Origin of the sequence: Streptomyces sp. NPDC051738, from assembly GCF_044453205.1 — a bacterium.
Classification (GTDB): domain Bacteria; phylum Actinomycetota; class Actinomycetes; order Streptomycetales; family Streptomycetaceae; genus Streptomyces.
The window spans coordinates 98,009-120,024 of the sequence record NZ_JBITCM010000026.1 but is presented as its reverse complement, the minus strand read 5'-3'; the positions used below and the strand labels follow the sequence as shown (position 1 = coordinate 120,024).

Sequence of the window (22,016 nt, the reverse complement as noted above, 5' to 3'; positions counted from 1 at the left end):
GAACCGCTCCCCCGGTGGCTGGAGAAGAGCGCACGGACGGGCGCACAGCCACACAACGGGAGCACGGCACAACTGTGCGTAGGGGCTGCGCACTTGAGTGCGGACCACAATCCCGCCATCCGGAAGAATGCCCCTTAACGCTTGGGATGCGGCGAACTACGCTGGGTTTACGAATGCCGCGTGGTTATGCCAGCGCGGCAGCCGTCTGTGTCGAGGGGTGGCGCATGTCCAGGGAGCAACGCGGGCCGAACGAAAAGCTCGGCACCGTTCTCGCCCTCGCGGGAATCAGCAACGCAGGACTCGCTCGACGCGTCAACGATCTTGGCGCTCAGCGGGGCCTGACTCTTCGCTACGACAAGACCTCGGTGGCGCGCTGGGTGTCGAAAGGCATGGTGCCGCAGGGTGCCGCGCCGCACCTCATCGCCGCCGCGATCGGCCAGAAGCTCGGCCGCCCGGTGCCGCTCCACGAGATCGGCCTGGCGGACGCGGACCCCGCACCCGAAGTGGGCCTCGCCTTCCCCCGGGACGTCGGACAGGCGGTGAAGTCGGCGACGGAGCTCTACCGTCTCGACCTCGCCGGTCGTCGCACCGGCACCGGTGGCATCTGGCAGTCGCTGGCCGGTTCGTTCGCAGTAAGCGCATACGCAACGCCTGCCTCACGGTGGCTGATAACCCCGGCCGACAGTTCGGTGGCGCGCGAGGCGAGCTCCGCCGAGGGCTCCGGCGCACCGCTCAAAGTCGGCCACAGCGATGTGCAGAAGCTGCGGGAGGCCGCCGACGACGCCCGGCGCTGGGACTCCAAGTACGGGGGCGGCGACTGGCGTTCGTCCATGGTGCCCGAGTGCTTACGAGTGGAGGCGGCACCGCTGCTGCTCGGCTCGTACTCCGACGAAGTGGGCCGGGCCCTGTTCGGCGCCTCCGCCGAACTCACCCGCCTCGCCGGGTGGATGGCCTTCGACACCGGGCAACAGGAGGCCGCGCAGCGGTACTACATCCAGGCACTGCGACTCGCGCGCGCGGCAGCCGACGTTCCCCTCGGCGGGTACGTTCTGGCGTCGATGTCGCTCCAGGCGACCTACCGGGGCTTCGGCGACGAGGGCGTCGACCTGGCCCAGGCCGCCCTGGAACGCAACCGTGGCCTCGCCACGGCCCGCACCATGAGCTTCTTCCGCCTCGTCGAGGCACGCGCACACGCGCGCGCTGGTGACGCGCAGGCGGCCGGCGCCGCCCTGAAGGCGGCGGAGGGCTGGCTGGAGCGGTCCAGGGAGGGCGACAACGATCCGTCGTGGCTCGGCTTCTACTCCTACGACCGCTTCGCCGCGGACGCCGCCGAGTGCTACCGGGACCTCAAGGCACCACGCCAGGTACGGCGGTTCACGGAGCAGGCCCTGTCCAAGCCGACGGAGGAGTTCGTGCGCTCGCACGGGCTGCGGCTCGTCGTCTCGGCGGTCGCCGAGCTGGAGTCGGGCAATCTCGATGCCGCATGCGAGCAGGGCGTGCGGGCGGTGGAGGTCGCGGGGCGGATATCGTCCGCGCGCACCACGGAGTACGTGAAGGACCTGCTGCACCGTCTGGAGCCGTACGGCGACGAGCCACGGGTGGTCGAGCTGCGGGAACGTGCACGGCCGCTGCTGATGGCTCCGGCCTAGGCGGCGCTCTCATGGGACCGGCGGCTCGGAAAGCCCGAACCGCCGGCCGTTACGGCGTCACGCTCACGGCGTCACGACGCGCTGTTCGTGCGCCCGAAGCAGCGCTGCAGCTCATCGAACTTGTAGAAGGCGCTGTCCTTGCCGATCGGGCGGCAGCCGGCCTTGAAGGCGGTCTCCTTCTCGTTGTAGAGCATCCGCACCAGGTAGGTATCGCCCTTGCGGAAGACGTCCCACTGGATGTTCGAGCCGAGCGGCGCCACGGACGCGCCCCGCCAGGCGTTGTCGGCGTAGGTGTACGGCCGCTCGGCCGTCACGCCCTTGGTGCTGCCCGGCAGGCCCATCAGCGCGGCCAGCGGGATGATCTCCTCGGCGTGGGTGAAGCGGAGCTCGGCGCCCAGGTCGTTGGTGCCGGCGCGCTTGGCCTCGACCTTGTCGAAGAAGTCGTCGAGGAGGACGTCCGCCATCTTGTACGTGATGTCGCTGTCCGCGAAGCCCGGGCCCTTCTCGTAGAAGTCCTCGGTGTCGCTCAGGTAGCCGAACCAGGCCGCGTCCCGCTTGGAGATGAACCGCTCCATGCCCCAGCCCCTGCCGCCGGGGCTCTCGTCGCTCATGGCGGGCGCGATGGCGTACAGGTTGTAGACGGCGGTGGCGGCGGCCACGCGGTCGTCGTCGGAGAGCTGGTCGACGAAGGCGCCCTTGAAGAGCTTCTTCAGTACGTCGCGGGCGGCGCGGTGCGTGGTGGGCTGGTCGGTGATCGACTTCAGGGTGCTCGCGAGCCGCTGGTCGCCCGCGATGTAGTCCCGGTAGGCCGCGCCTGCGGCCGCCTTGTGGAAGTACAGGAGGTCGACGTCCGTGCGGGTCGAGCCGATCAGCGGCTTCAGGGCGGGCTCGGTGTCGGCGAGCGCGGCGGCGTACAGGTTCGCGCTGTCGACGGCGCGTCCCTGCCCCGAGCTGATGACGTCGATCTTCTCCTTGGCCCCGGCGATCCGCTGGAACAGCCCCGGCAGCCGCTGCTCCATCCGTACGGCCGTGTCGTGGATCTCCCGCTTGCCGCGCCCGCTGAGGTCGCCGTAGCCGACGGTGCTCATAGCCTCCTGCAGCGCCTTCACCTTGGGCCCGAACGCCTTGCCGTTCGCGGTGAGGGCGCCCGCGGCCTCGGCCTTCTTCCACAGCGCGAGGACCAGGTCCGCGTCCTCGCCGTCGGTCGCGGAGCGGGAGCCGTGCCGGGAGACGTTCTCCGTGAAGACGGCGGTGAAGCCGGCCGGGGGCCGCTGGTAGGTGCGGGGGCTCTGACCGGGTGCGTACGTCGCCTTGGTGCCGAAGCTGTTCCGGGTTCCGGTCTTCGTGGCGGCGCCGGCGGGAGTCGCGGCCGCGGCCAGGAGGGCGGCGAGACCGAGGGCCACGGCCGGGGTGAGACGCCTCATGGAGGTGCGTCTCACGGATGTGCGTCTCATCGAAGTGCCGTTTCGTTCAGTGCCGCTGCAACGCCCGACGCGGCAGACCGGATGAATCTGCCGCATCGTCCGAGCGGCGGGTGAACTCGCCGTGGCTGAATCACGGCAGATGGGTGGCCGGATTTCCCGCCCTTGCCAAAAGTTCCCCCTTGGAATCACCACGTCGGGGTGCGCGAGCCCGCACTCGCGGCCGGATGTGGCGGTCCCCGGGTTTGGGGGCGTTGTCAGTGGCGCAGTGCATTATCGAAACCGGGAGGTGGAGCAGGTGCGGACGATCGCTTACGACTGTGACGTGCTCGTGGTCGGCGGTGGGATCGTCGGGCTGGCCACGGCGTATGCGATCACGCGTGCCGCGCCGGGTACGCGGGTGACCGTGCTGGAGAAGGAGCCGGGGCCCGCCCGGCATCAGACGGGGCGCAACAGCGGGGTCATCCACAGCGGGATCTACTACCGGCCGGGCTCGCTCAAGGCGCGGTACGCGGTGCGGGGCGCCGCCGAGATGGTCAAGTTCTGCGCGGAGTACGGCATCGCGCACGCCGTCACCGGCAAGCTGATCGTCGCGACCGAGCGGGAGGAGCTGCCGCGGCTGCACGCGCTGGTGCAGCGCGGGCGGGAGAACGGCATTCCGGTGCGGGAGCTGGGCATCGCGCAGATCGCGGAGTACGAGCCGGAGGTGCGGGGGCTCGCGGCCATACACGTCGGGACGACGGGCGTGTGCGACTTCGTCGGGGTCGCCCGGCAGCTCGCCGAGGCGTCGGGGGCGGAGATCCGGTACGGCGCACAGGTCGAGCGGGTCGACCGGCGGGCGGAGCTGGGGGTCGCCGTACGGACGACGCGTGGGGACGTCGTGCGGGGGCGGGTGCTGGTGAACTGTGCCGGGCTGTACTGCGACGAGGTGGCCCGGATGACGGGGGACGAGCCGGGGGTGCGGATCGTGCCGTTCCGGGGGGAGTACTACTCGCTGGCGCGGCCCGAGCTGGTGCGGGGGCTGGTGTATCCGGTGCCGGATCCGGCGTTTCCGTTCCTCGGGGTGCATCTCACGCGCGGGATCGACGGGGATGTGCACATCGGGCCCAACGCGGTGCCGGCGCTGGCCCGGGAGGGGTACGGGTGGGGGGTCGTGCGGCCTCGGGAGGTCGGGGGGACGGTGGCGTGGCCCGGGGCGTGGCGGATGGCTCGGCGGCACTGGCGGTATGGGGCGGGGGAGCTGCGGCGGTCGGTGTCCAAGGGGGCGTTCACGGAGGCGGTGCGGAGGTTGGTGCCTGCGGTGACGTCCGACGATTTGGTGCGGGCTGCGGCGGGGGTGCGGGCGCAGGCGGTGTTGCGGGACGGGGGGCTGGTGGATGACTTTTTGATACGGGAGGGGGCTCGGGCTGTGCATGTGCTGAATGCGCCCAGTCCTGCGGCTACTGCTTCGCTGCCGATTGGGCGGGAGGTGGCTCGGCGGGCGTTGGGGGTGTTGGAGGGGGTGTGAGTGTGTGCCGGGTGGTTTTTCGCCCCCGCCGCCCCTACCCGTCCCGTCCTCCAGGGGCTCTGCCCCTTCGACCCCGGCCCGCTTCTGGGGGCTGCCGCCCCCAGACCCCCGCATCGGCCCCGAAAGGGCCTCGTCCTCAAACGCCGGACGGGCTGAAATGGCTGGGCCTGCGCCTAGACATCGCCCTCGCTCCACCACAATGCCCCCAGCGGGTGGGTGGGGCTAGGGACGGTACGACCACGGCCTCGGGAGGTGGCGGCCTCCCGCCCCCCGCCGCCCCCGTAAAATCGACCCCACTGTGTCTGATTCCCTCCACACCCCCGAAACCGACCGTCCCGGCACCGACGGCGAGCGCACCGATCACCTCTCCGGTGTGTCCGTCCGGCATACCCGGGCCAAAGGTGAGCCCCGGTTCCCGGACGGGCCCAAGGCCGATCCTGCCGGGTCGCACTTCGAGCGGCGGATTCGGAGTTTTCAGCCGCGGCGGAGTCGGGTTACCGCGGGGCAGGCGGACGCGTTGCAGCGGCTGTGGCCCAAGTGGGGGCTGGACATCGACGGGCAGCGGGTCGTCGATCTCGGTGAGCTGTTCGGGAACGGGAATCCGGTCGTCCTGGAGATCGGGTTCGGGATGGGGGAGGCCACCGCGCAGATGGCCGCCGCCGACCCGGAGACCAACATCCTCGCCGTCGACGTACACACCCCGGGGCAGGGAAACCTGCTCAATCTCGCCGACCAGAGCGGGCTGAACAACGTCCGCGTCGGCAACGGCGACGCCATCATCCTGCTGCGCGAGATGCTCGCCCCCGACTCCCTCGACGGGCTGCGCGTCTACTTCCCCGACCCCTGGCCCAAGAAGCGGCACCACAAGCGGCGCCTCATCCAGCCCGAGTTCCTCAGCCTCGCCGCGACCCGGCTGAAGCCCGGTGCCCTTCTGCACTGCGCCACCGACTGGGAGCCGTACGCCGAACAGATGCTCGAAGTTCTCACCGGTCACCCCGACTTCGAGAACACCTGCGCCAACGGCGGTTTCGCGCCCCGTCCTGAGTTCCGGCCGCTGACCCGTTTCGAGGGGCAGGGACTGGACAAGGGTCATGTGGTGAACGACGTGCTCTTCAGCCGCGTACAGCGGTAGAAGCAGCGGGCAGAGCAGCACGAACAAGCGCGTCTCGTTAGGGTCAATGCCGTGACCACCAGTCCCCCGTACCCGACGCACCCCACCGGCCCCACCGGTCCCACCGGCGGCGCACTGCGGCACGCGCACTGGTGGCAGAAGCGGTGGGTGCGTTACGGCGCGCTCAGCACCCTGCTCGCGCTCTCCGGGCTGGTCATCCTCGCCCTGGTGCGTGAGCAGACCGGCACCGAGGGGTTCCTGGTCGGGCTCGGGCTCGCCGTGCTGCCCGTGCCGCTGCTCGTCGCCTCCTTCCGCTGGCTGGACCGGGTCGAGCCGGGCCCCTGGCGCAATCTGCTGTTCTCGTTCGCCTGGGGCGCCTGCGCGGCGGCTCTGATAGCGATCATCGCCAACAGCTTCGCGACCCGATGGATAGCGACGGCGACCGCCGATCCGTCCCACGCGGACACCCTGGGCGCCACCGTCATAGCGCCCGTCGTGGAGGAGACGGCCAAAGCGGCCGCCGTGCTTCTCGTCTTTCTCTTCCGCCGCCGTGACTTCACCGGGATAGTCGACGGCGTAGTCATAGCCGGCGTCACCGCCACCGGTTTCGCCTTCACCGAGAACATCCTCTACCTCGGCACCGCCTTCGGCACCGACCAGCTCGCCGGCGACAGCGGCATCGCCTCGGTCACCGCGGCGACCTTCTTCGTCCGCGTCATCATGTCGCCCTTCGCGCACCCGCTCTTCACCGTCCTCACCGGCATCGGTTTCGGCATCGCCGCCCTGTCGGGCCCGCGACAGCCGGTGCGCCGCGTTCTCCTCCCGCTCCTCGGTCTCCTGCTCGCCATGGGCATGCACGCCCTGTGGAACGGCTCGTCGGCCTTCGGCGAGTTCGGGTTCTTCGCCGTGTACGCCGCCTTCATGGTGCCCGCGTTCGGACTGCTGACCTGGCTGGTGATCTGGACCCGGCAGCGCGAGCTGAGGACCGTGCGCGAGGAGCTGCCCGCGTATGTCGTCGCCGGGTGGCTCACGCCGGTCGAGCCGTTCGCGCTCGGGTCGATGCGGGCACGGCGGGTGGCCCGGCAGTACGCGCGGCAGCGTGGCGGGCGTACGGCGGCCCGGGCGGTGGCGCAGTACGAGGCGTACGCCACGTCGCTGGCCTTCCTGCGGCACCGGGGGCGGCGCGGGCGGGCCGGCGCCGACTTCGTCGTACGGGAACAGGAGCTGTTGCACGAGCTGTGGGGACGCCGGGGGTTCGCGCGACCGGCGCTGGAACACGCGGCCGCCGCGCAGCCTCGGTCTGCGCACCGATACGGGCATGGGTACGGGTACGGGTACGGGGCGCCGGGTCAGTGGCAGGTGTACGGGCAGGGGCACGCCGCCCCGTACGGACCGGCGCAGGGCGCCCCATACGGACCTGCGCAGGGTGCCCCGTACGGTCCGGCGGCGCCGTATCCCGCGTACAACCCGTATCGCACGTGAGGCGGACCGCGAGGACAGTCGTCCTGTGGCTGCTGGCCCTGGCCGCCGTCGCGTTCGCCCTCACTGTCGTCTGGGGCTTCATCCGGCTCGACGACGACCTCGACAACCCCAAGGGCGGTTTCTCGGGCTGGCAGTGCGCGAGCCGGTCCGGCACCTGCGAACCCTGAAAACCTGTGCGACCCGGCCTCCTGTGAGGAAGGCCGGGCCGTCAACGTCCTTGTGCGATCAGGAGATTGCCCTCAGGGCGTGAGCCCCTTGCCGCGCAGCCACGCCAGCGGGTCGATGCCGCTGGTGCTGCCGTCGGGGTGCACCTCAAGGTGGAGGTGGGCGCCGGTGACGTTGCCGGTGGCGCCCACGCGGCCGATGACGTCGCCGGTGTTGACCTTCTGGCCGACGCTCACGCTGATCGAGGACTGGTGGGCGAACCACAGCTCGGTGCCGTCGTCGAGGGTGAGCACGGTCTTGTAGCCGTACGACCCGTCCCAGCCGGCGAACGTGACGGTGCCGGAGTGCACCGCCTTGATCAGCGTGCCGGACGGAGCGGCGAAGTCGAGGCCCGTGTGGTAGCCGGAGGACCAGTAGGCGCCGGCCTGACCGAAGGTCGAGGTGATGGTGTACGAGGAGGTCGGCAGCGTGAACTGCTTGGCCAGCTCGGCGAGGCGCGCGGCCTCGGCCTTCTGGCGGGCCTCCTCCTCGGCCTCGGCCTTCGCGGCGGCGGCCTTGGCCTTGGCCTCCTGCTCCGCCTTGGCGGCCGCTGCGGCGGCCTCCTTCTCGGCGGCGGCGACCGCTGCGGCGGCGGCCTTGCTCTCGACCTGGTCCTGCTGCTGCTCGACCTGGGCGATGATCCGGGCCCGCAGCGCCTCACCGGCGTCGCCGGTGTCCTGCGTGGTCTGCTCGGTCGCGGTGCCCATGGTGCTCAGGGCCGTCCCGGTGTCCTCGGCGGCCGCGGTGGAGTCGTCGGATATCAGGGGCAGGTCGGGCATGGTGATCGCGACCGGCGGCTTGCCGCTCTGCGCGGTGGCCATGCCGCCCGCGCCGACCGCGGCTATGACGCCGACGCCGAGAACCGTGGAGCTGCGCGCGAGTCCCCCGCCGCGCTGCTTGGCGACGCGATGCCTGCCACGTATCGGACGAATGGACTCCGCGGTGGGGTTCCACTCCTCGAAGGGGCCCTCGTCGGTGCGGTAGCTGTCGTAGCCGAAGGTGTTGTCACTGCGCTGACTCGGCACGAACGGGGCTTGCGTAGCAGGCCTGTTGGACGCCACGTGGGCGTGCTCCTTTCCTTCCTTCTCGCCTACCGGGTTAGCTGACGGGTTCGGAGCAGGAAGGTCTCCTACGCGCGTATACCAACCGTGCTTCCACGGCGGAATCCGTGCGATTCACCCCAGGGTGGTGGTTCCCCGGCTCCCTTGCGGGACTCGGCGCGTGCGCACGGAGCCGTCTCTTGTGACGGCTGGGACAACCGCGCTGCGTTATCGAACGTTAATAGACCCGGGGTGTGGATTCCAAGCTGTTCCGCTTGATCATTAACGATTTTCGCCCGGACTTACAGGTCACGAGCGGGCCAAATCGGGCGAGTTGGCCAGGACTCAGGAGTCACACAGGTATTGACGGTATGTCAGTTGTTATGCGGAGGGCGGTCGCCCGATCACCCTTGGTGAGAAGGATCAAGGGGAGTGGGTCACGGTCGTCGCCGTACGGCGATGAGCGCCATGTCGTCCGCCATCCCTCCCCCGGAGTGCCGGCGCACGTCCGCCGCGAGCACGCCGATCCTCTCGGCCGGCTCGCGGCACGCGTTGGCCCGCCCCGCGAGCCCCACCTCGGGGTCGTAGTACCGTCCGCCCTCGTCCCGTGCCTCGCTCATCCCGTCGGTGTACAGCAGCAGCGTGGCCTCGCTCGGGAAGCCGGCGTCCTGGGCCCGGTCGGGCCACGCGCCGAGCTCGCCCATGCCGAGGGGCAGCGCGGGCTCGACGGCATGCAGCGCGCGCACCGCGCCGTCGGCGTACAGCAGCAGGGGCGGCGGATGCCCGCGGTTGACGAGGCGGACGGCGCTGTCGCCGTGCGGCAGTTCGGCGAGCACGACGGTGGTGAACCCCTCGTCGGCCTCGATCCCCTCGCCCCGGGCGCGCTCGCGGGCGGCCAGCGCCCGCTCCAGTCGCTGGGCGACCGCCTCCAGCGTGGCCTCCTGCTCGGCGGCCTCACGAAAGGCCCCGATGACGACGGCGACGGCGCCCACCGCCCCCATGCCCTTGCCGCGCACGTCCCCCACGATGACCCGAACGCCGTGCGGGCTGTCCTGCACGGCGTACAGGTCGCCGCCGATGGAGGCGCCCTCCTGCGCCGCCTCGTACCGCGCCGCGATCTGGAAGCCGCCGATCCGCTGGGCGGGTTCGGGCAGTACGGCGCGCTGGGCCGCCTCGGCGATCTCGCGAGCGGAGGCGAGGCGCTCGTCGCTGCGGCGGACCAGGAGGTTGATGAGAACGGCGAGCACGGAGACGACCACCACGGTGACCAGCTCGGTGATCAGCTCCGCCCGGGGGAGGGCGCCGTGCACGACACGGAGCGCGAGCAGGACGAGGACGGCGGTGATGCCCGTGAGGATCGTGCCGCGCTGCGAGTAGAGCGGGGCGGCGACCAGGGGCGCGGCGGTGAAGAAGGGCGCGCCGGTGAGGCCGGTGGGCGTGACGTAGTCGTACACGCTCCCGGCGCCGATCAACAGGGCCGGGAGCAGCCGGACGAACCGGCGTGCGTACGAGATCCGCCGTTCCTCCACGTGACCAGGGTTGCCGAGGTGGGGGTGGGGAGCGAGCGGGGAGGTCCGACCGGACGAGCGGACGGACACCAGTCACGAGAGAAACACTCAGGGCCGGAACTGACTGATCAGTTCCGGCCCTGAGTCTTCAGTAGCGGGGACAGGATTTGAACCTGCGACCTCTGGGTTATGAGCCCAGCGAGCTACCGAGCTGCTCCACCCCGCGGCGATGACCTAACAGTACCCCATCCGCAGGACCGAAAGCACACGGGTTTCCCCCGACGCCGCTGATGAGAGCCGGATCACTCAGTCCGGCAGGTGGTCGTTCGGTGCCTTCGCCCGGTCCTCGTACTCCGGCAGGACCACGACATCCACGCCCTCCCCCGCCAGTACGCCGCTCCCGTCGGCCCCCGTCACGAACGTGTCCGGCTCCCGCCAGGCCGTCACCACCCGGCGCACCCCGGCCTCCAGGATCAGCCGCGCACACGGCGCGGGCCGGGAGGCGCGGTGGGTGCACGGCTCCAGACTGCTGTACACCGTCGCGGAGGCCAGCCGCGGATCCCCCGGCGCGATCTTCGCGAGCGCCGCCTCCTCCGCGTGCACCACGGGATCGCCGCCCTCCCTGGAGTACCCGCGCGCCAGCTCGGTCCCGTCGGCCGCCACGACCACCGCCCCGACGCTGAACGCCGTCTGTGACGGCGGACACTGTGCCGCCAGGTCGCACGCCAGCGCCAGCCAGTGCCGGTCGGCCGCGGCGGGCAGGCCACCGGTGCCGGGCGCCGTCGGCTCGTAGCGCATCAGCACGACGTCCTCGATGCGCCGCGTCTCCAGCAGGCGCAGCCGCCCGCCCTGATATCCGCCCGGCCCGAACAGCCGGGGCGCATCCGGGTCGCCGACGAACAGCGGCGCCAGCACCAGCTGCAGCTCGTCCGCCAGCCCCTGCTGGAGCAGCTGGGTGTGGATCGTGCCGCCGCCCTCCACCATCAGCCGCTCGACGCCGCGCACCTCACGCAGATGTGTCAGCAGGCCCCGCCAGTCCAGGTCCACGCCCAGCGCGACGACATCCGCCGCGACCGGCGTCCGCCGCAACCGCTCGGCGCCCTTCTCCGTCGTATAGACGACCTTCTCGCCGCCCGTGTGCCAGAAGTTCGCGGTCGGGTCCAGTTCGCCGGACGCGCTGACCGTGACCTTCAGCGGATACTCCGGCTTCCCCGCCGCCATCCGCGCGGCCCGCCGCTCGGCCGAGTTCACCAGCAGCCGCGGGTTGTCGGCCCGGATCGTGCCGGCGCCGATGAGGATCGCGTCCACCGAGGCCCGCACCTCGTCGACCCGGTCGAAGTCGGCCGGGCTGGACAGGAGCAGGCGCTCGGGGGTGGTGTCGTCGAGGTAGCCGTCCAGGGAGACGGCGGCGGACAGCAGGACGTAGGGGTACGGCGACATCGGCGCGCTCTCCGGCTCGGCGGTCTCGGGCTTGGTTAAAGTTTGAAACAAACTTACACTGGCGGCATGACGACCCGCTGGCTCACCCCCGAGGAGCAACGCGCCTGGCGCGCGTACATCGGCGCCGCCCTCCTCGTCGAGGACGCGCTCGACCGGCAGCTCCAGCAGGAGGCCGGCATGCCGCACATGTACTACTCCATCCTCTCCACCCTGTCCGAGTCCCCGGAACGCCGACTTCGGATGACCGATCTCGCGGAACGGCTGAAGATCACCCGCAGCCGGCTGACGTATGCCGTGACCCGCTTGGAGAAGGACGGCCTGGTGCGGCGCGAGGACTGCCGCTGGGACAAGCGGGGCAGCGTGGCGGCCCTCACCGACGAGGGGATGCGGGTGCTGGAGGGTGCGGCCCCGGGTCATGTCGCGACCGTACGGTCCCTGCTCTTCGACCGGCTGACCCCGGAGCAGGTCGGGCAGCTGGAGGAGATCTTCACGGCGGTCGGCGAGGGGTTCAAGGGGGAGGGTGCGCACGGCACCGCGGACGACGTGCCGTGGCGGCGACGGTCCTCCAAGCCCTGTTCGTGATCGGCCGAGCCCGTTCGTGATCTGCGCGACAAACTTATTGCTTCAAATTTAAAGCATGGGGTAGGGTCCTGATCCGAGGAGCTGCTTCAAATCTGAAGCAGACGGCCCTGTACGGAACCCGGAGAACCCGCATGCCCGACTTCACCGCCGCCGCCACCCAGCGCGCCCGTGTCCGGGTCCCGCTGCGCTTCCACGACGGCTACCGCGTCGACACCGAGCTGGTCACCTTCCACGGCCTCGTCGACGGCCTGGAGCACGTCGCCGTCGTCATCGGCGACCCGGCCCCCGGCGCCACCCCGCTGGTCCGCCTCCACTCCGAGTGCCTGACCGGCGACGTCTTCGGCTCGGCCCGCTGCGACTGCGGTCCCCAGCTGCGCGAGGCCGTCGAGCGCATCGCCGAGCGCGGCGGCGTGCTGCTGTACCTGCGCCAGGAAGGCCGGGGCATCGGGCTCTACAACAAGCTCGACGCGTACGCCCTCCAGGACCAGGGCCTCGACACCTACGCCGCCAACGCCGCCCTCGGCCTGCCCGAGGACGCCCGCGACTACACGGCGGCCGCCCAGATGCTCACCGCCCTCGGCATCGGCGAACTGGACCTGCTCTCCAACAACCCCGACAAGGCCGACCAGTTGCGCACCCTCGGCATCGAGGTCCAGGGCCGCGTCCCCACGGGCGTCTTCGCCACCCCGGACAACGTCCGCTACCTGCGCGCGAAGGTCCTCCAGACCCAGCACACGCTGCCGCTGGGCGATCTCGTGGGGCTCAACGTGGGCTGAGCGGTAAACGGAAGGGGCGGGTGTCCGGTATCGGACACCCGCCCCTCACTCGTGTGAGACGACTACAACAGCCGTACGACGGCTACGGCGTGACCTTCTCGATCGTCACCCCGCCCACGCCCGCGGTCGTCCCGCGCGCGTTCACCAGCCGTACCTCACCGAAGAGCTGCCGGCCCTCGGGCACGGCCCGCGCGACGGTGACGTTCGCCGACACCTTCGCCGAGTCGCCCGTGCCGAGCAACACCGGCGTCGACTCGTCGACGCTGACCTGGCCGAGCGCGGAGGAGAAGAACGCGTCCCGGTAGTCGAACTCGGTCGAGCCGGACGGCACCTCGAAGCCGACGACCTCGACGGTGTAGGTGCCGGCGGCCGGGTCGGCGATGGAGACGGCCTCCTCCGAGTCGCCGTCCGCGGACTGGCCGACGAGGTTGCCCTCGGCGTCGTACACGTTCAGGTCGAGGTCGGAGCCCAGGTCGGAGACCTTGCCGATGGCGACGTCCAGGGACGTGGTGCCCTCGGGCACCTCGATGGTGCTGGTCTGCGACGCGCCGTCGGCGATGGTCGGCCGCGCGGTCTTCGAGGAGCCGAGCGCACCGCCCTTCAGCTTGCCGTCAACGGCCTCCAGCTTGTTGGTCACCGTCCAGGAGGCGGCGATCGGAGTGCCCACCTTGGCCTCCGGCACCGTCACGGCCGCCGGGTCGAAGGACGCGCCGTAGACGGTGGCGTTCAGCTTGTACGGGTTGTCCAGCGGGACCGACGTACGGCGCGAGTCGACCTCGATCTCCCAGACGCCGGGCAGCGGGTCCTCGTAGGAGGCGATGTCCGTCGTGTTCGGGTCGTTGTCGGCGACCGTGACGCCGTACGGGCTGATGGCGCTGAACAGCGTCCGGCTGCCCTCCGCCAGACCGTCCAGCGTGACCTGCAGCGACTTCGCGCCCTCGGGGACGGTGACGAAGTACGACTTGAAGTTGTTGCGCTGCACCGAGCCCGAGGCGGTGAAGGTGTGCTGGACCGGCGTGGAGACCACGACCGTGTTCAGGATCTGCTCGTCGACGCCCACGGTCCTCGGGTCGTCGGCCTGGAGGATCGCGCTCTTGATGCCCGCGTGCTTGGGCGCGGCCTGCACCTTGACGGTCACCGCCTTGTTCAGCGGCAGGTCGACCACCCTCGGGCCGACGATCGAGAAGGTGCGCGCCTTGTTGTTCGCCAGGCGCAGGGTGTGCGGGAGCGAGCCGGCGGGGCCGGACGTACGGGTGATGGTGACGTCGTACGTCTTCTTCTGCCCGGCCTTGAGGCCGCCCTCGCGGTCGTAGACGCCCGTGCCGAAGCCCGGTGTCTTCAGCGCCTGGTCGAGCGCGGTGTCGACCGGGGCCTTCACGGCGTAGTCGTGCGCGGTGGCGCCCGCCTTGATGGCCTTCCAGGCGTCGGCGACGTCGATGAGACCGGCGCCTTCCTCGTACGCCTGAAGTCCCTCGATGTGCTTGGCGGTCGAGGTGAGGGCCGTGCGCAGCTTCTCGGGCGTCAGCTTGATGCCCCGCTGCTTGGCGGCCGACAGGAGCAGCGCGGACGAGCCCGCGGCCTGCGGCGACGCCATCGAGGTGCCGTTGTACATGGCGTAGCCGGCCGGCAGCTTCCAGCCCGCCTCGGCTATCGGGGCGCCGGGCATCCAGGCCGGGATCGTGCTGACCGCGGAGCCGGGGGCGACGACGGTCGGCGTGAAGCCGCCGTCCTCACGCGGGCCGCGCGAGGAGAAGTTGAACAGCTGGTACTCGTTCTCGACGCCGGTGCCGTAGTTGGCGGCGAAGGTCTCCTTGGAGACGCCCGCGCCGACCGAGATGACCTTGTCGGCGAGGCCGGGGTCACCGATGGTGTTGGCGCCGGGGCCGGAGTTGCCTGCGGAGATGACGAGCTGGACGCCGTAGGTGTCGATGAGCCGCGTGTAGAGCTGGGCGCGGGCGTTGTTGCCGTCGTTCAGCGGGGGCAGGCCGCCGATGGACATGTTGACGACGTCGACGCCGCGGTTGGCAACGAGGTCGATCATGCCCTCGGTGAGCGCGACGTTGGAGCAACCGGGGCCGAAGACGCAGGCGCGCGAGGAGACGATCTTCGCGCCGGGGGCGGCGCCGTTCATCTTGCCGCCGAACATGCCGTTGGCGGCGGTGATGCCGGCGACGTGGCTGCCGTGCGAGCCGGCGGTGAGGCCGATGTTGACGAAGTCGGCCTTCTTGCCGACCCAGTCGCCGCCCAGCGGGTCCATCGGGACGTCCTTGCGGACCTCCACGACGAAGTCCTGGCTCTCGGGGATGTCCGTGGCCGGGTTGTCCGTGCCGAAGTGGCCGACCTGGTGGCCGTCCTTGTACGGCTTCATCGGCGTGTCGTCGGTGAAGTCGCCGTTGTCGTCGACGTCGACCGTGACCGTGCCGGCGGCGGGGCTGTAGAGGACGCCCCAGTCGTCGGTCGTGTCGCCGTCGCGGTTGGCGTCACCGTCGGCGTCGCCGTCCGTGGCCTTGCCCTGTGCGGTGACGGCCTCACGGAAGGTGCTGATCTGGTACGCCCCCTCGGGCGCCTTCCAGCTCTTGCCGCCGTAGGTGAAGGACGGCCCGGAGACGGAGGTGGTCATCGCCCGCCAGGTGCCGTCGCCGTCGACGAGCGGGTCGGTGGCGGTCACCCAGTCGACGATCTTGCGCTCGCCGGTCGTCGTCTTCTGCAGCGCCGGGCTCGCGAGGTCGACACCGGTGTCGAGGACACCGATGGTCACTCCGCGCCCGTCCGCCTTCGGGTTCTTCTTCACGAAGTCGACGGCGCCCGTCTCGAAGGCCGGGTTGTACGGGTTCTTCGCGGGGGTGCTCTTGTCCGGGCCCGGGTAAGTGGCCGCGGAGGCGCTCGACTTGGTGCCGCTGTCGAGGCTCGGCTCTTCGAGGGGTATCTCGTCCCGCAGGTCGATGGCCTGCACGGAGGAGAGCTTCGCGGCGGCGGCGATGGCCGAGTCCGCCTTGCCGGTCGGCACGGTGGCCCGTACGTAGCCGAGCTTGTCGTAGGTACGGCCCACGGAGCCGCCCTTGACCGCGTCCAGCTCCGCGGCGACCTTCTCGGTCTGGCCGGGTGCGGTGGCGATCATCATCGTGACGGTCTTGTCGCGCTGTGCCTTGGCCTCCGCGAGGAGGTCGGCGTCGTCCGAACCCAGCTTGTCGTGGGCGGACTTGACGCCGGGGTCGGCCGCGGTGGCGGTGGAGCCGTCCGCGGCGAGGGCGAGGGGTATGGGCCCGGCCGCGGACAGGGCGGCGACGAGGCCCGCGGCCACGGCGATACGGGCGGCGCGTTTCGCGCCCGATATCGGGGCCGAGTGGGGGGTGGTGGGCATGGTGATCCCTGGTGCTGAAGGAACATAGGCGTCGGCGGTCCGGATCGAGCACCTTCGACCGCCGCGGTCCGGACAGTGATCCCGGATGATCGCCCAGCTTCCCTCAAGGGACCGATTTCTGTTGATAGTTCACGGACGCGAGATCGCGGACTGGCACATACCCGCCATACGCCAGCACGGACTTAACGGACCAGGCTGTGACATTCCTGTGGGGCGGGAGAGGCTGGTGGGGCTGTTGTGCCCCTGGGCGTGACCGCGACGTCCGCGCGGAGGCCGTGAAGCGGTGAGGGTTCTGCGGCACTTGCGCCATTCCGCTTGTGCTCACCCTTGGCCCGTTGGTAGCCAGATCACATGACGGGGGACGAATCCACGGTCTTCGGCGCGCCTCGACGACGTCAGCACCGGCTCCTGGGCTGGGCCATGCGCCTGGTCGGCAGCTTTCTGACGCTCTTCGGCGCCTTCTTCTTCATCGCGGGCTTCAGCCGCATGCGGACGATTTTCTCGCCACTGGGCACCACCGACCCACTGTGGTATCGGGTGTTGACCGTGGGAGCGATCGCCGCGGCCGGCGCCGTGTCGCTGCTCGGCGGCCGCCGGCTCAGACGGCGAGGACGCCGCCACAGCGTTCCGGTGCTGCGGACGATGGCCGACGCGAAGCGCGGTCCCTACGTGTTGTACCTACGGCCCTTCACGTCGGACGCGACAGGGGCGACCATGCCGCACGCCTTCAGCCGGTTCCGGCAGGTGGGAGGTTCACTCGTCGAGGCCGGCACGCGCACCGTCGAGGAGCGCCTCTCCCGTGCCTTCGGCACTCTGGCGCGGGTCATCGCGGTGGGTCAACCGGACGAAGCACTCCCCTTGCTGGGAGCCGCGCGGCTGTATCTGCCGTTGAACGACTGGCAGCCGACGGTGGCCTCACTCATCGATGACGCTCGTCTGGTGCTCCTCGCCTCAGGTACCTCGGAGGGAACGCTGTGGGAGCTGAGGAGGTGCTTACAGCGCCGTGCGCCGCAGACGTTGCTCATCGCGATCTATACGGATGAGAGCGAGTACGACGCGTTCCGGGAGAAGGCGGAACTGATCTTCCAGGAGGAGGCGGAAGGCCTGCGCCGCCGCAGCGGCGCCGACTGGCAGCCGCCGCGGCTGCCCGCCTATCCGCCGGTCAGCAACCCGCACGGCGTCAAATGGCTTCCGGTGCCCCGTGGCTACATCCGCTTCGACGCGGACTGGACCCCTCATCTGATCAGGCTCGACCCGACCTCCGTCCGAGGGTGGACGGAGGAGGGCCGCAGCCGCAGGATGAACCGCGAGCAGTTGGTGCCGTTCATGGAGAGCGTGATCTATGAGCTGTTCGACGCGGAGGACGCGGCGGACCAGGCCGACGCGGGCCGCTGCATGACGGTCGCCGAGCTGGAGTCGGCGCTGCGCACGGTGCGGTCCGACGGGGCGACGGACGAGACTCCGCTCAGCGTCCTGATGTCGGGAACGGGGCGGTTCCTCGGCATTGCCGGCAAGGGGGGCGAGGCGGCGGGAGGCGGAGCCCTGCCCGGCGGTCCGGACCTGCCGGGCGGCGCTGAGGGGGCCGTAGACCCGACGGGACCGATCGCGCAAGCAGGAGGGCGGCCGCCCTTCACCATCGATCTGCCGTTGCTGTACGCGGAGGAGATCCTGCGGGAGAGGAGAGCCGCGGGCGCCACGGACGTCGATACGCTCCAAGTGGAGTTCAGCCCCCGCGGACGACTGCGCGGGGTGGGTCACCACTCCGGCGGGCAGGCAGCGGGGGAACCCCCTGTCCTGGCCGATGACAGCGGTACGGGGCACTGACCACCGCCCGGGCGGTGGCGGGTCCGCACCCGATGCCGACGGCGCTGATCAGCCGCAGTGCCGGCCGGTCCGCCCCTCGTGTTCGCTGAGCGAGGTCAGGGCCGCTTTCATGCCGGGCAGCAGGGCGACGAACAGGTTCCATCGCTGATTGTGGCGGGTGCTCATGACAGGGGTGAGCGTGGGAGTCCAGTCCGCGTCGAAGTGAATGACGCCCTGCACCGGTTCCCGGTGGCTGTGAGCCAACCACGGCGGGCCGGGCGGCAGCCTGGATCCGATCTCCGCACGGATGCGCTCGTAGTCGTCCCCGCCCATGGAGGGCAGAAAGAGGACGAGCCGCTGCGGAGGCAACAGCCTCAACGCCTCCGCCAGCTCCCACATCGTTCCCTCGCTCGTCCCCAGAGTGAGGACGGTCAGCCGGGACCGGCGCATGAGCTGGCGTACCGGCTCCTGCCATGCCTCTTTCGGCGTCTTGGGCAGATACATGCGCACCGCTCCCGCATGCGGCAGCCTCTCCCCCGGCGCTCCGACGGCGATCAACGGCCCGACCGGGCGCAGGACATCGGCGATCTGTTCCTCGGCCGAGCGTCCGGACAGGACGAGGGACAGTCCGCCCACGGCGCCCGGCAGCGGGATGTCGTGGATGGCGGTACGACGCCGGTCGTCGTCGAAGGGCCGTAGGTACAGGGTGTAGGAGCCCGCCCCGAGGATCCGGGGGGAGGGAATGATCCGGGCCCGGTGCCGACGCGCCCGGAGAAACGTCTTCCTGCCCTGGGTGAAGACGGCACCGCCCACGATCATCAGCGAGAACGCGATATAGGTGGCCCACCAGAGGTGGTCGGCGGAGCCCATCATGACGGACATCGCGCCGAGCGTCATGGTCACGCCGACCAGGCAGCACAGCCAGGCCGCCGACCACAGCAGAGCCCCCACCCAGGTCTTCTCGCTGACAGGCAGGGACGGGAAGTCACGCTCCCGCCGGGTACGGGCCATAACCAGGAGCTTCCCGGCGTAGCCCATGACGAAGAGCCCCGTCACTCCCAGGAGGAACCCGTTCGACACCAGCCATTGCGGATAGGAGTCCCGGTGGGACAGGACCATCGTCGGGACGCATGTTCCCGCCAGGCCGACGAGGAGCAGCAGATACGCCAGGAGTCGCAAACCCGTCTGGCGCGGTACGGCAAGCGGTCGTTCGCCCGGGGCGCCGGGCGGGACGGACGGCGCCTCGCCGGCCTCCTCCCGCGCTGTCTCGGAGTGCGGCGTGGTGAGGGGATACCGGAAGTCCCACCACCCGAACCAGGAGAGCCGCGCGCCCTGTTGCGGAAGCCAGAACACCACCGCCAGAAGCAAGGTGGCGACCGGTAACGCGTAGGTCCACCATCTCTCCCACCACTGCGGGAACTCCTTGCTCGCGCCCCACGGGATGGCCACGAACACCACGGCCAGCAGGACCGGGAAGGCCGTCTGGAACAGCAGTCCCGCGAGCTGCTGCCGCAGCCGACGTCCGCTGAGGCCGACGAGCGCCAGCATGGAAACGCCCCAGATCAGCACGAACCGCAGTGCCGAGGTCGGCGTTACGCCAAGGGCCAGGCCGGTGTTCATGGGTGACGCGTGTCCAAACCTTCTCGCTCGGCGGACGGACTGTCTCCGGATACTTCAGTCGACCACAAGTCCCTTCTGCAAACGCCCAGTTACTCGAAAGAGATGAGGGCATGCTTGGGGCATGAGCGACACCGGGGATGCGTTGTGGAACGAAGCCGTCGGTCCCTCCGAGTACGCGGAATCGAACGACCGCTACCTGCTGGCCGTACTTGAGCAGTACAAGCTCTGTGTGGAGATGGCCGACCGGGTCAGCGCCCGACGCAACCTGACCAACACGTTCTTCCTGTCGCTCAACAGCGCGGTGGTGGCAGTGGTGGCGGCGGTGTCCGGGAGGGCGTTGGCCGACATGTCGGTGCTGCTGCTCCTGGCGGGGCTGGTGATCCTGATCTCCCAATGCGCCGCATGGTTCGTCATGGTGCGCTCGTACCGGCAGCTCAACAGAGCCAAGTACGCGGTGATCGGGGCCTTCGAGGAACGGCTGCCCGCGTTCGCCTACTCCCGAGCGGAGTGGGGGGCGCTCGGTGAGGGCCGCGACTGGCGCAAATACCTGCCCCTGACCCATGTCGAGCAATGGGTCCCCGTCATCTTCGCCGTCTCCTACGTCGTGGGCTTCTGCACGCTGGCCGCTCTCTGACCCCGCCTACCCTGGGCCACGCATTGGCCCCGGGTAGGATCCGCCGACCGGGCCGTTGACGGACCGGGCGAAGGAGAGCGAGAACCATGACGACGATCGCGGTGACCGGTCACATGGACCTGACCGAGGACAGCGTCCCTCTGGTCCGCGCCGCCCTGGACGACCTGATCAGGCGGTACGCCGATGACGGCGGCCTCATCGGTGTCTCCTGCATCGCCAAGGGCGCCGATTCCCTGTTCGCCGAGGCCGTCCTGGCGGCCCGGGGACGGCTGACCGTGGTCATCCCCTCCAAGGACTACCGGCGGACAGAGGTCGGCTCCGACCAGGCGCCGCTCTTCGACCGGCTGGTCGATGCCGCCGAGGAGGTGCTCGTCCTCCCCCATGACACAGCCGACCGGCAGGCGTACGAGGCCGCCAACGCCGTGCTCATCGAGCGTGCCGACCGACTCGTCGCCGTATGGGACGGTGAACCGCCCAGCGCGGCGGGCGCGGGCACTGCCGACACGGTCCGCGAAGCACGAGCGGCGGGTGTCCCCGTGGACGTGGTGTGGCCCGACGGAGCCGCCCGGGCCGGCTGACGGGCCGAGCGGCAACGCGACCTGCGCGGCGGCCGGGCGGATCCCGGGTGCCCGACATCCACCACGATGAACGTGATACCCGGGAGAACCCATGACGAAGGGCAGCCCTGCTACGACAGCGGCCCCAGGATCTCCTCGGACTCGATGAGCCCCTGCTCGCTGGGAGCCTCGCCGGCGCCGAAGACGCGGGCGGCCTGTCGGGCCCGGAATTCGAGGTGGGCTTCGGCGGGCTTGGCGTAGCCGTGGCGGGCGCGGGCTTCCGCGGGGGTCAGTACTTCCTCGGTACGGGGAGGAATGCCGAGCTTCATGGGCGCGATCACCGCAACCGTGGACGGCGACAGCCTTGCTATCAGGCGCAGTTCGAGCCTGGGGCTGAGATGGACGAGCGCGAAGGCCGCCTTCATGACGGGCACGATGAGCGTGTCGAGGAGGCGTGACTGACGGATCCCCGCCAGCTCGCGCATCCAACGCGGCATGGTGGCGATCGTGGCGATCCGCTGGGCCCTCGCGACAGCCAGGGTCGCCGGCTTCGCCCACCACGGCGCCGGCGGCAGGACGAGCTCGCTCCTGAGCAGGTGGTTCATGGCCTGCCGGGCGATCGGGCTGGCGGACAACTGCGGGCGCATCCGCTCGAAGTACGCCCGGACACCGGCACGGTCACGAGGGACGTCGTCGGGGGAACACGTCTGCAGCTCCGCGGCGATGGCGCACGCCTCCCAGTACTCCTTCTCCTCCTGCGCGGTGAGCTTCCCTGGCCCGTACTTCTCGTACGCGTAGAGGATCGAGTGCCAGCCGGTGAGCTGGATCCACAGCTGCGAGGCGGGGTCGTTGGCGTCGTAGGTCCCACCGCCGTACGGCAGCTGCCCGATCGCCTTGGAATGGACCTTGACCAGGATGTCCGCGGCCTTGCACACCTCCCGTGAACCGGCGAAGGCCACCATCGCGAAGTACCGCAGGGTCCGGTCGTAGCGGGTGCGGGAGCGCTGGTAGATGCCCTGGGTCGCGTGGACGGCGGCCACCAGCGGCGGGTCGAGTTCCTCGACGACGACGGCGCGCTGGAAACCCACGGTCGGCGCCGTCGGACAGCTCCAGACCTTCCACACCACGGATCCCGGACCGAAGAAGCCGTAGTCCTCGTGCGGTTCGACCTCGCCACGCTTCAGCTTCGCCATGAGCCGCTCCTCGTGCGTCCCGCGGCGTGCACCTCCGCCGCCATCACCACCGTGAGTGCGCCGTCGCCGCCGTCGCCGCCTTCAATTACGACACTGCTGTCTTAATTTAAGACACAGATGTCGTAAAC

17 protein-coding genes, 1 tRNA gene and 1 riboswitch are annotated in these 22,016 nt (G+C 70.3%); of the genes, 10 read left to right on the top strand and 8 right to left on the bottom strand.

Features of this window, described 5'->3' with window-relative positions; genetic code table 11:
* Positions 1-224 precede the first annotated feature (224 nt).
* A complete protein-coding gene (locus tag ACIA8X_RS41075; RefSeq protein ID WP_393462386.1) occupies positions 225-1,649 on the top strand; it encodes an MFS transporter in 1,425 nt (474 codons plus the stop codon).
* A gap of 71 nt (positions 1,650-1,720) precedes the next feature.
* On the opposite strand, the gene ACIA8X_RS41070 is transcribed toward ACIA8X_RS41075, so the two are convergent.
* The gene (locus ACIA8X_RS41070) at positions 1,721-3,073 is read right to left on the bottom strand and encodes a histidine-type phosphatase (protein WP_393462440.1); all 1,353 of its coding nucleotides are present in this window, start codon (positions 3,071-3,073) and stop codon (positions 1,721-1,723) included.
* Positions 3,074-3,368: 295 nt separating this feature from the next.
* Here ACIA8X_RS41070 and lhgO point away from each other — a divergent pair, with 295 nt between their 5' ends.
* From lhgO to ACIA8X_RS41050, 4 genes are all read left to right on the top strand, one after another.
* Positions 3,369-4,577 (top strand): L-2-hydroxyglutarate oxidase, encoded by a 1,209-nt coding sequence (lhgO, locus tag ACIA8X_RS41065; protein ID WP_399460448.1) that lies wholly within the window; start codon positions 3,369-3,371, stop codon positions 4,575-4,577.
* A gap of 298 nt (positions 4,578-4,875) precedes the next feature.
* A complete protein-coding gene (trmB, locus tag ACIA8X_RS41060) occupies positions 4,876-5,709 on the top strand; it encodes a tRNA (guanosine(46)-N7)-methyltransferase TrmB (RefSeq protein ID WP_399460447.1) in 834 nt (277 codons plus the stop codon).
* A 51-nt stretch (positions 5,710-5,760) separates the two neighbouring features.
* Positions 5,761-7,170, top strand: a complete 1,410-nt coding sequence (locus ACIA8X_RS41055; RefSeq protein ID WP_399460446.1) for a PrsW family intramembrane metalloprotease — start codon at positions 5,761-5,763, stop codon at positions 7,168-7,170.
* Positions 7,167-7,337: a hypothetical protein gene (locus tag ACIA8X_RS41050; protein ID WP_399460445.1), complete on the top strand. Its 171-nt coding sequence runs from the start codon at positions 7,167-7,169 to the stop codon at positions 7,335-7,337. The genes ACIA8X_RS41055 and ACIA8X_RS41050 overlap by 4 nt, the downstream gene beginning before the upstream one ends.
* Before the next feature lie 72 nt (positions 7,338-7,409).
* On the opposite strand, the gene ACIA8X_RS41045 is transcribed toward ACIA8X_RS41050, so the two are convergent.
* The 4 genes from ACIA8X_RS41045 to ACIA8X_RS41030 all read right to left on the bottom strand — a co-directional run bounded on the left by ACIA8X_RS41045 (position 7,410) and on the right by ACIA8X_RS41030 (position 11,362).
* Positions 7,410-8,435 carry a M23 family metallopeptidase gene (locus ACIA8X_RS41045; RefSeq protein ID WP_393462396.1) on the bottom strand — a complete coding sequence of 342 codons (1,026 nt, stop codon included), beginning with the start codon at positions 8,433-8,435 and terminating at the stop codon, positions 7,410-7,412.
* 11 nt (positions 8,436-8,446) lie between these two features.
* Positions 8,447-8,604, bottom strand: a riboswitch (cyclic di-AMP (ydaO/yuaA leader).
* Between the two features lie 247 nt (positions 8,605-8,851).
* On the bottom strand, positions 8,852-9,943 hold the full coding sequence (locus ACIA8X_RS41040; protein ID WP_399460444.1) for a PP2C family protein-serine/threonine phosphatase: 1,092 nt from the start codon (positions 9,941-9,943) through the stop codon (positions 8,852-8,854).
* A 131-nt stretch (positions 9,944-10,074) separates the two neighbouring features.
* Positions 10,075-10,148 (bottom strand) — tRNA-Met (locus ACIA8X_RS41035).
* 80 nt (positions 10,149-10,228) lie between these two features.
* On the bottom strand, positions 10,229-11,362 hold the full coding sequence (locus tag ACIA8X_RS41030) for a dihydrofolate reductase family protein (protein ID WP_399460443.1): 1,134 nt from the start codon (positions 11,360-11,362) through the stop codon (positions 10,229-10,231).
* A 66-nt stretch (positions 11,363-11,428) separates the two neighbouring features.
* Between ACIA8X_RS41030 and ACIA8X_RS41025 the strand changes: the two genes are divergently transcribed.
* Positions 11,429-11,944: a MarR family winged helix-turn-helix transcriptional regulator gene (locus tag ACIA8X_RS41025; protein WP_399460442.1), complete on the top strand. Its 516-nt coding sequence runs from the start codon at positions 11,429-11,431 to the stop codon at positions 11,942-11,944.
* Between the two features lie 131 nt (positions 11,945-12,075).
* A complete protein-coding gene (gene ribA, locus ACIA8X_RS41020; RefSeq protein WP_399460441.1) occupies positions 12,076-12,720 on the top strand; it encodes a GTP cyclohydrolase II in 645 nt (214 codons plus the stop codon).
* 82 nt (positions 12,721-12,802) lie between these two features.
* Here the strand turns inward: ribA and ACIA8X_RS41015 are convergent, their stop codons facing one another.
* Positions 12,803-16,081, bottom strand: a complete 3,279-nt coding sequence (locus tag ACIA8X_RS41015; RefSeq protein ID WP_399460440.1) for a S8 family serine peptidase — start codon at positions 16,079-16,081, stop codon at positions 12,803-12,805.
* 351 nt (positions 16,082-16,432) lie between these two features.
* Here ACIA8X_RS41015 and ACIA8X_RS41010 point away from each other — a divergent pair, with 351 nt between their 5' ends.
* Positions 16,433-17,905, top strand: a complete 1,473-nt coding sequence (locus tag ACIA8X_RS41010) for a hypothetical protein (protein ID WP_399460439.1) — start codon at positions 16,433-16,435, stop codon at positions 17,903-17,905.
* A gap of 48 nt (positions 17,906-17,953) precedes the next feature.
* Here ACIA8X_RS41010 and ACIA8X_RS41005 read toward each other — a convergent pair whose 3' ends face one another.
* The gene (locus ACIA8X_RS41005; protein ID WP_399460438.1) at positions 17,954-19,504 is read right to left on the bottom strand and encodes a hypothetical protein; all 1,551 of its coding nucleotides are present in this window, start codon (positions 19,502-19,504) and stop codon (positions 17,954-17,956) included.
* A 121-nt stretch (positions 19,505-19,625) separates the two neighbouring features.
* On the opposite strand from ACIA8X_RS41005, the gene ACIA8X_RS41000 reads away from it, so the two are divergent.
* Together ACIA8X_RS41000 and ACIA8X_RS40995 are read left to right on the top strand one after the other, a co-directional pair.
* Entirely contained in the window at positions 19,626-20,138 is a 513-nt protein-coding gene (locus ACIA8X_RS41000) for a hypothetical protein (protein ID WP_393462412.1), read from the top strand.
* 86 nt (positions 20,139-20,224) lie between these two features.
* A complete protein-coding gene (locus tag ACIA8X_RS40995) occupies positions 20,225-20,716 on the top strand; it encodes a hypothetical protein (RefSeq protein WP_393462414.1) in 492 nt (163 codons plus the stop codon).
* A 110-nt stretch (positions 20,717-20,826) separates the two neighbouring features.
* Here ACIA8X_RS40995 and ACIA8X_RS40990 read toward each other — a convergent pair whose 3' ends face one another.
* Entirely contained in the window at positions 20,827-21,888 is a 1,062-nt protein-coding gene (locus ACIA8X_RS40990; RefSeq protein WP_393462416.1) for an oxygenase MpaB family protein, read from the bottom strand.
* Positions 21,889-22,016: the final 128 nt, after the last annotated feature.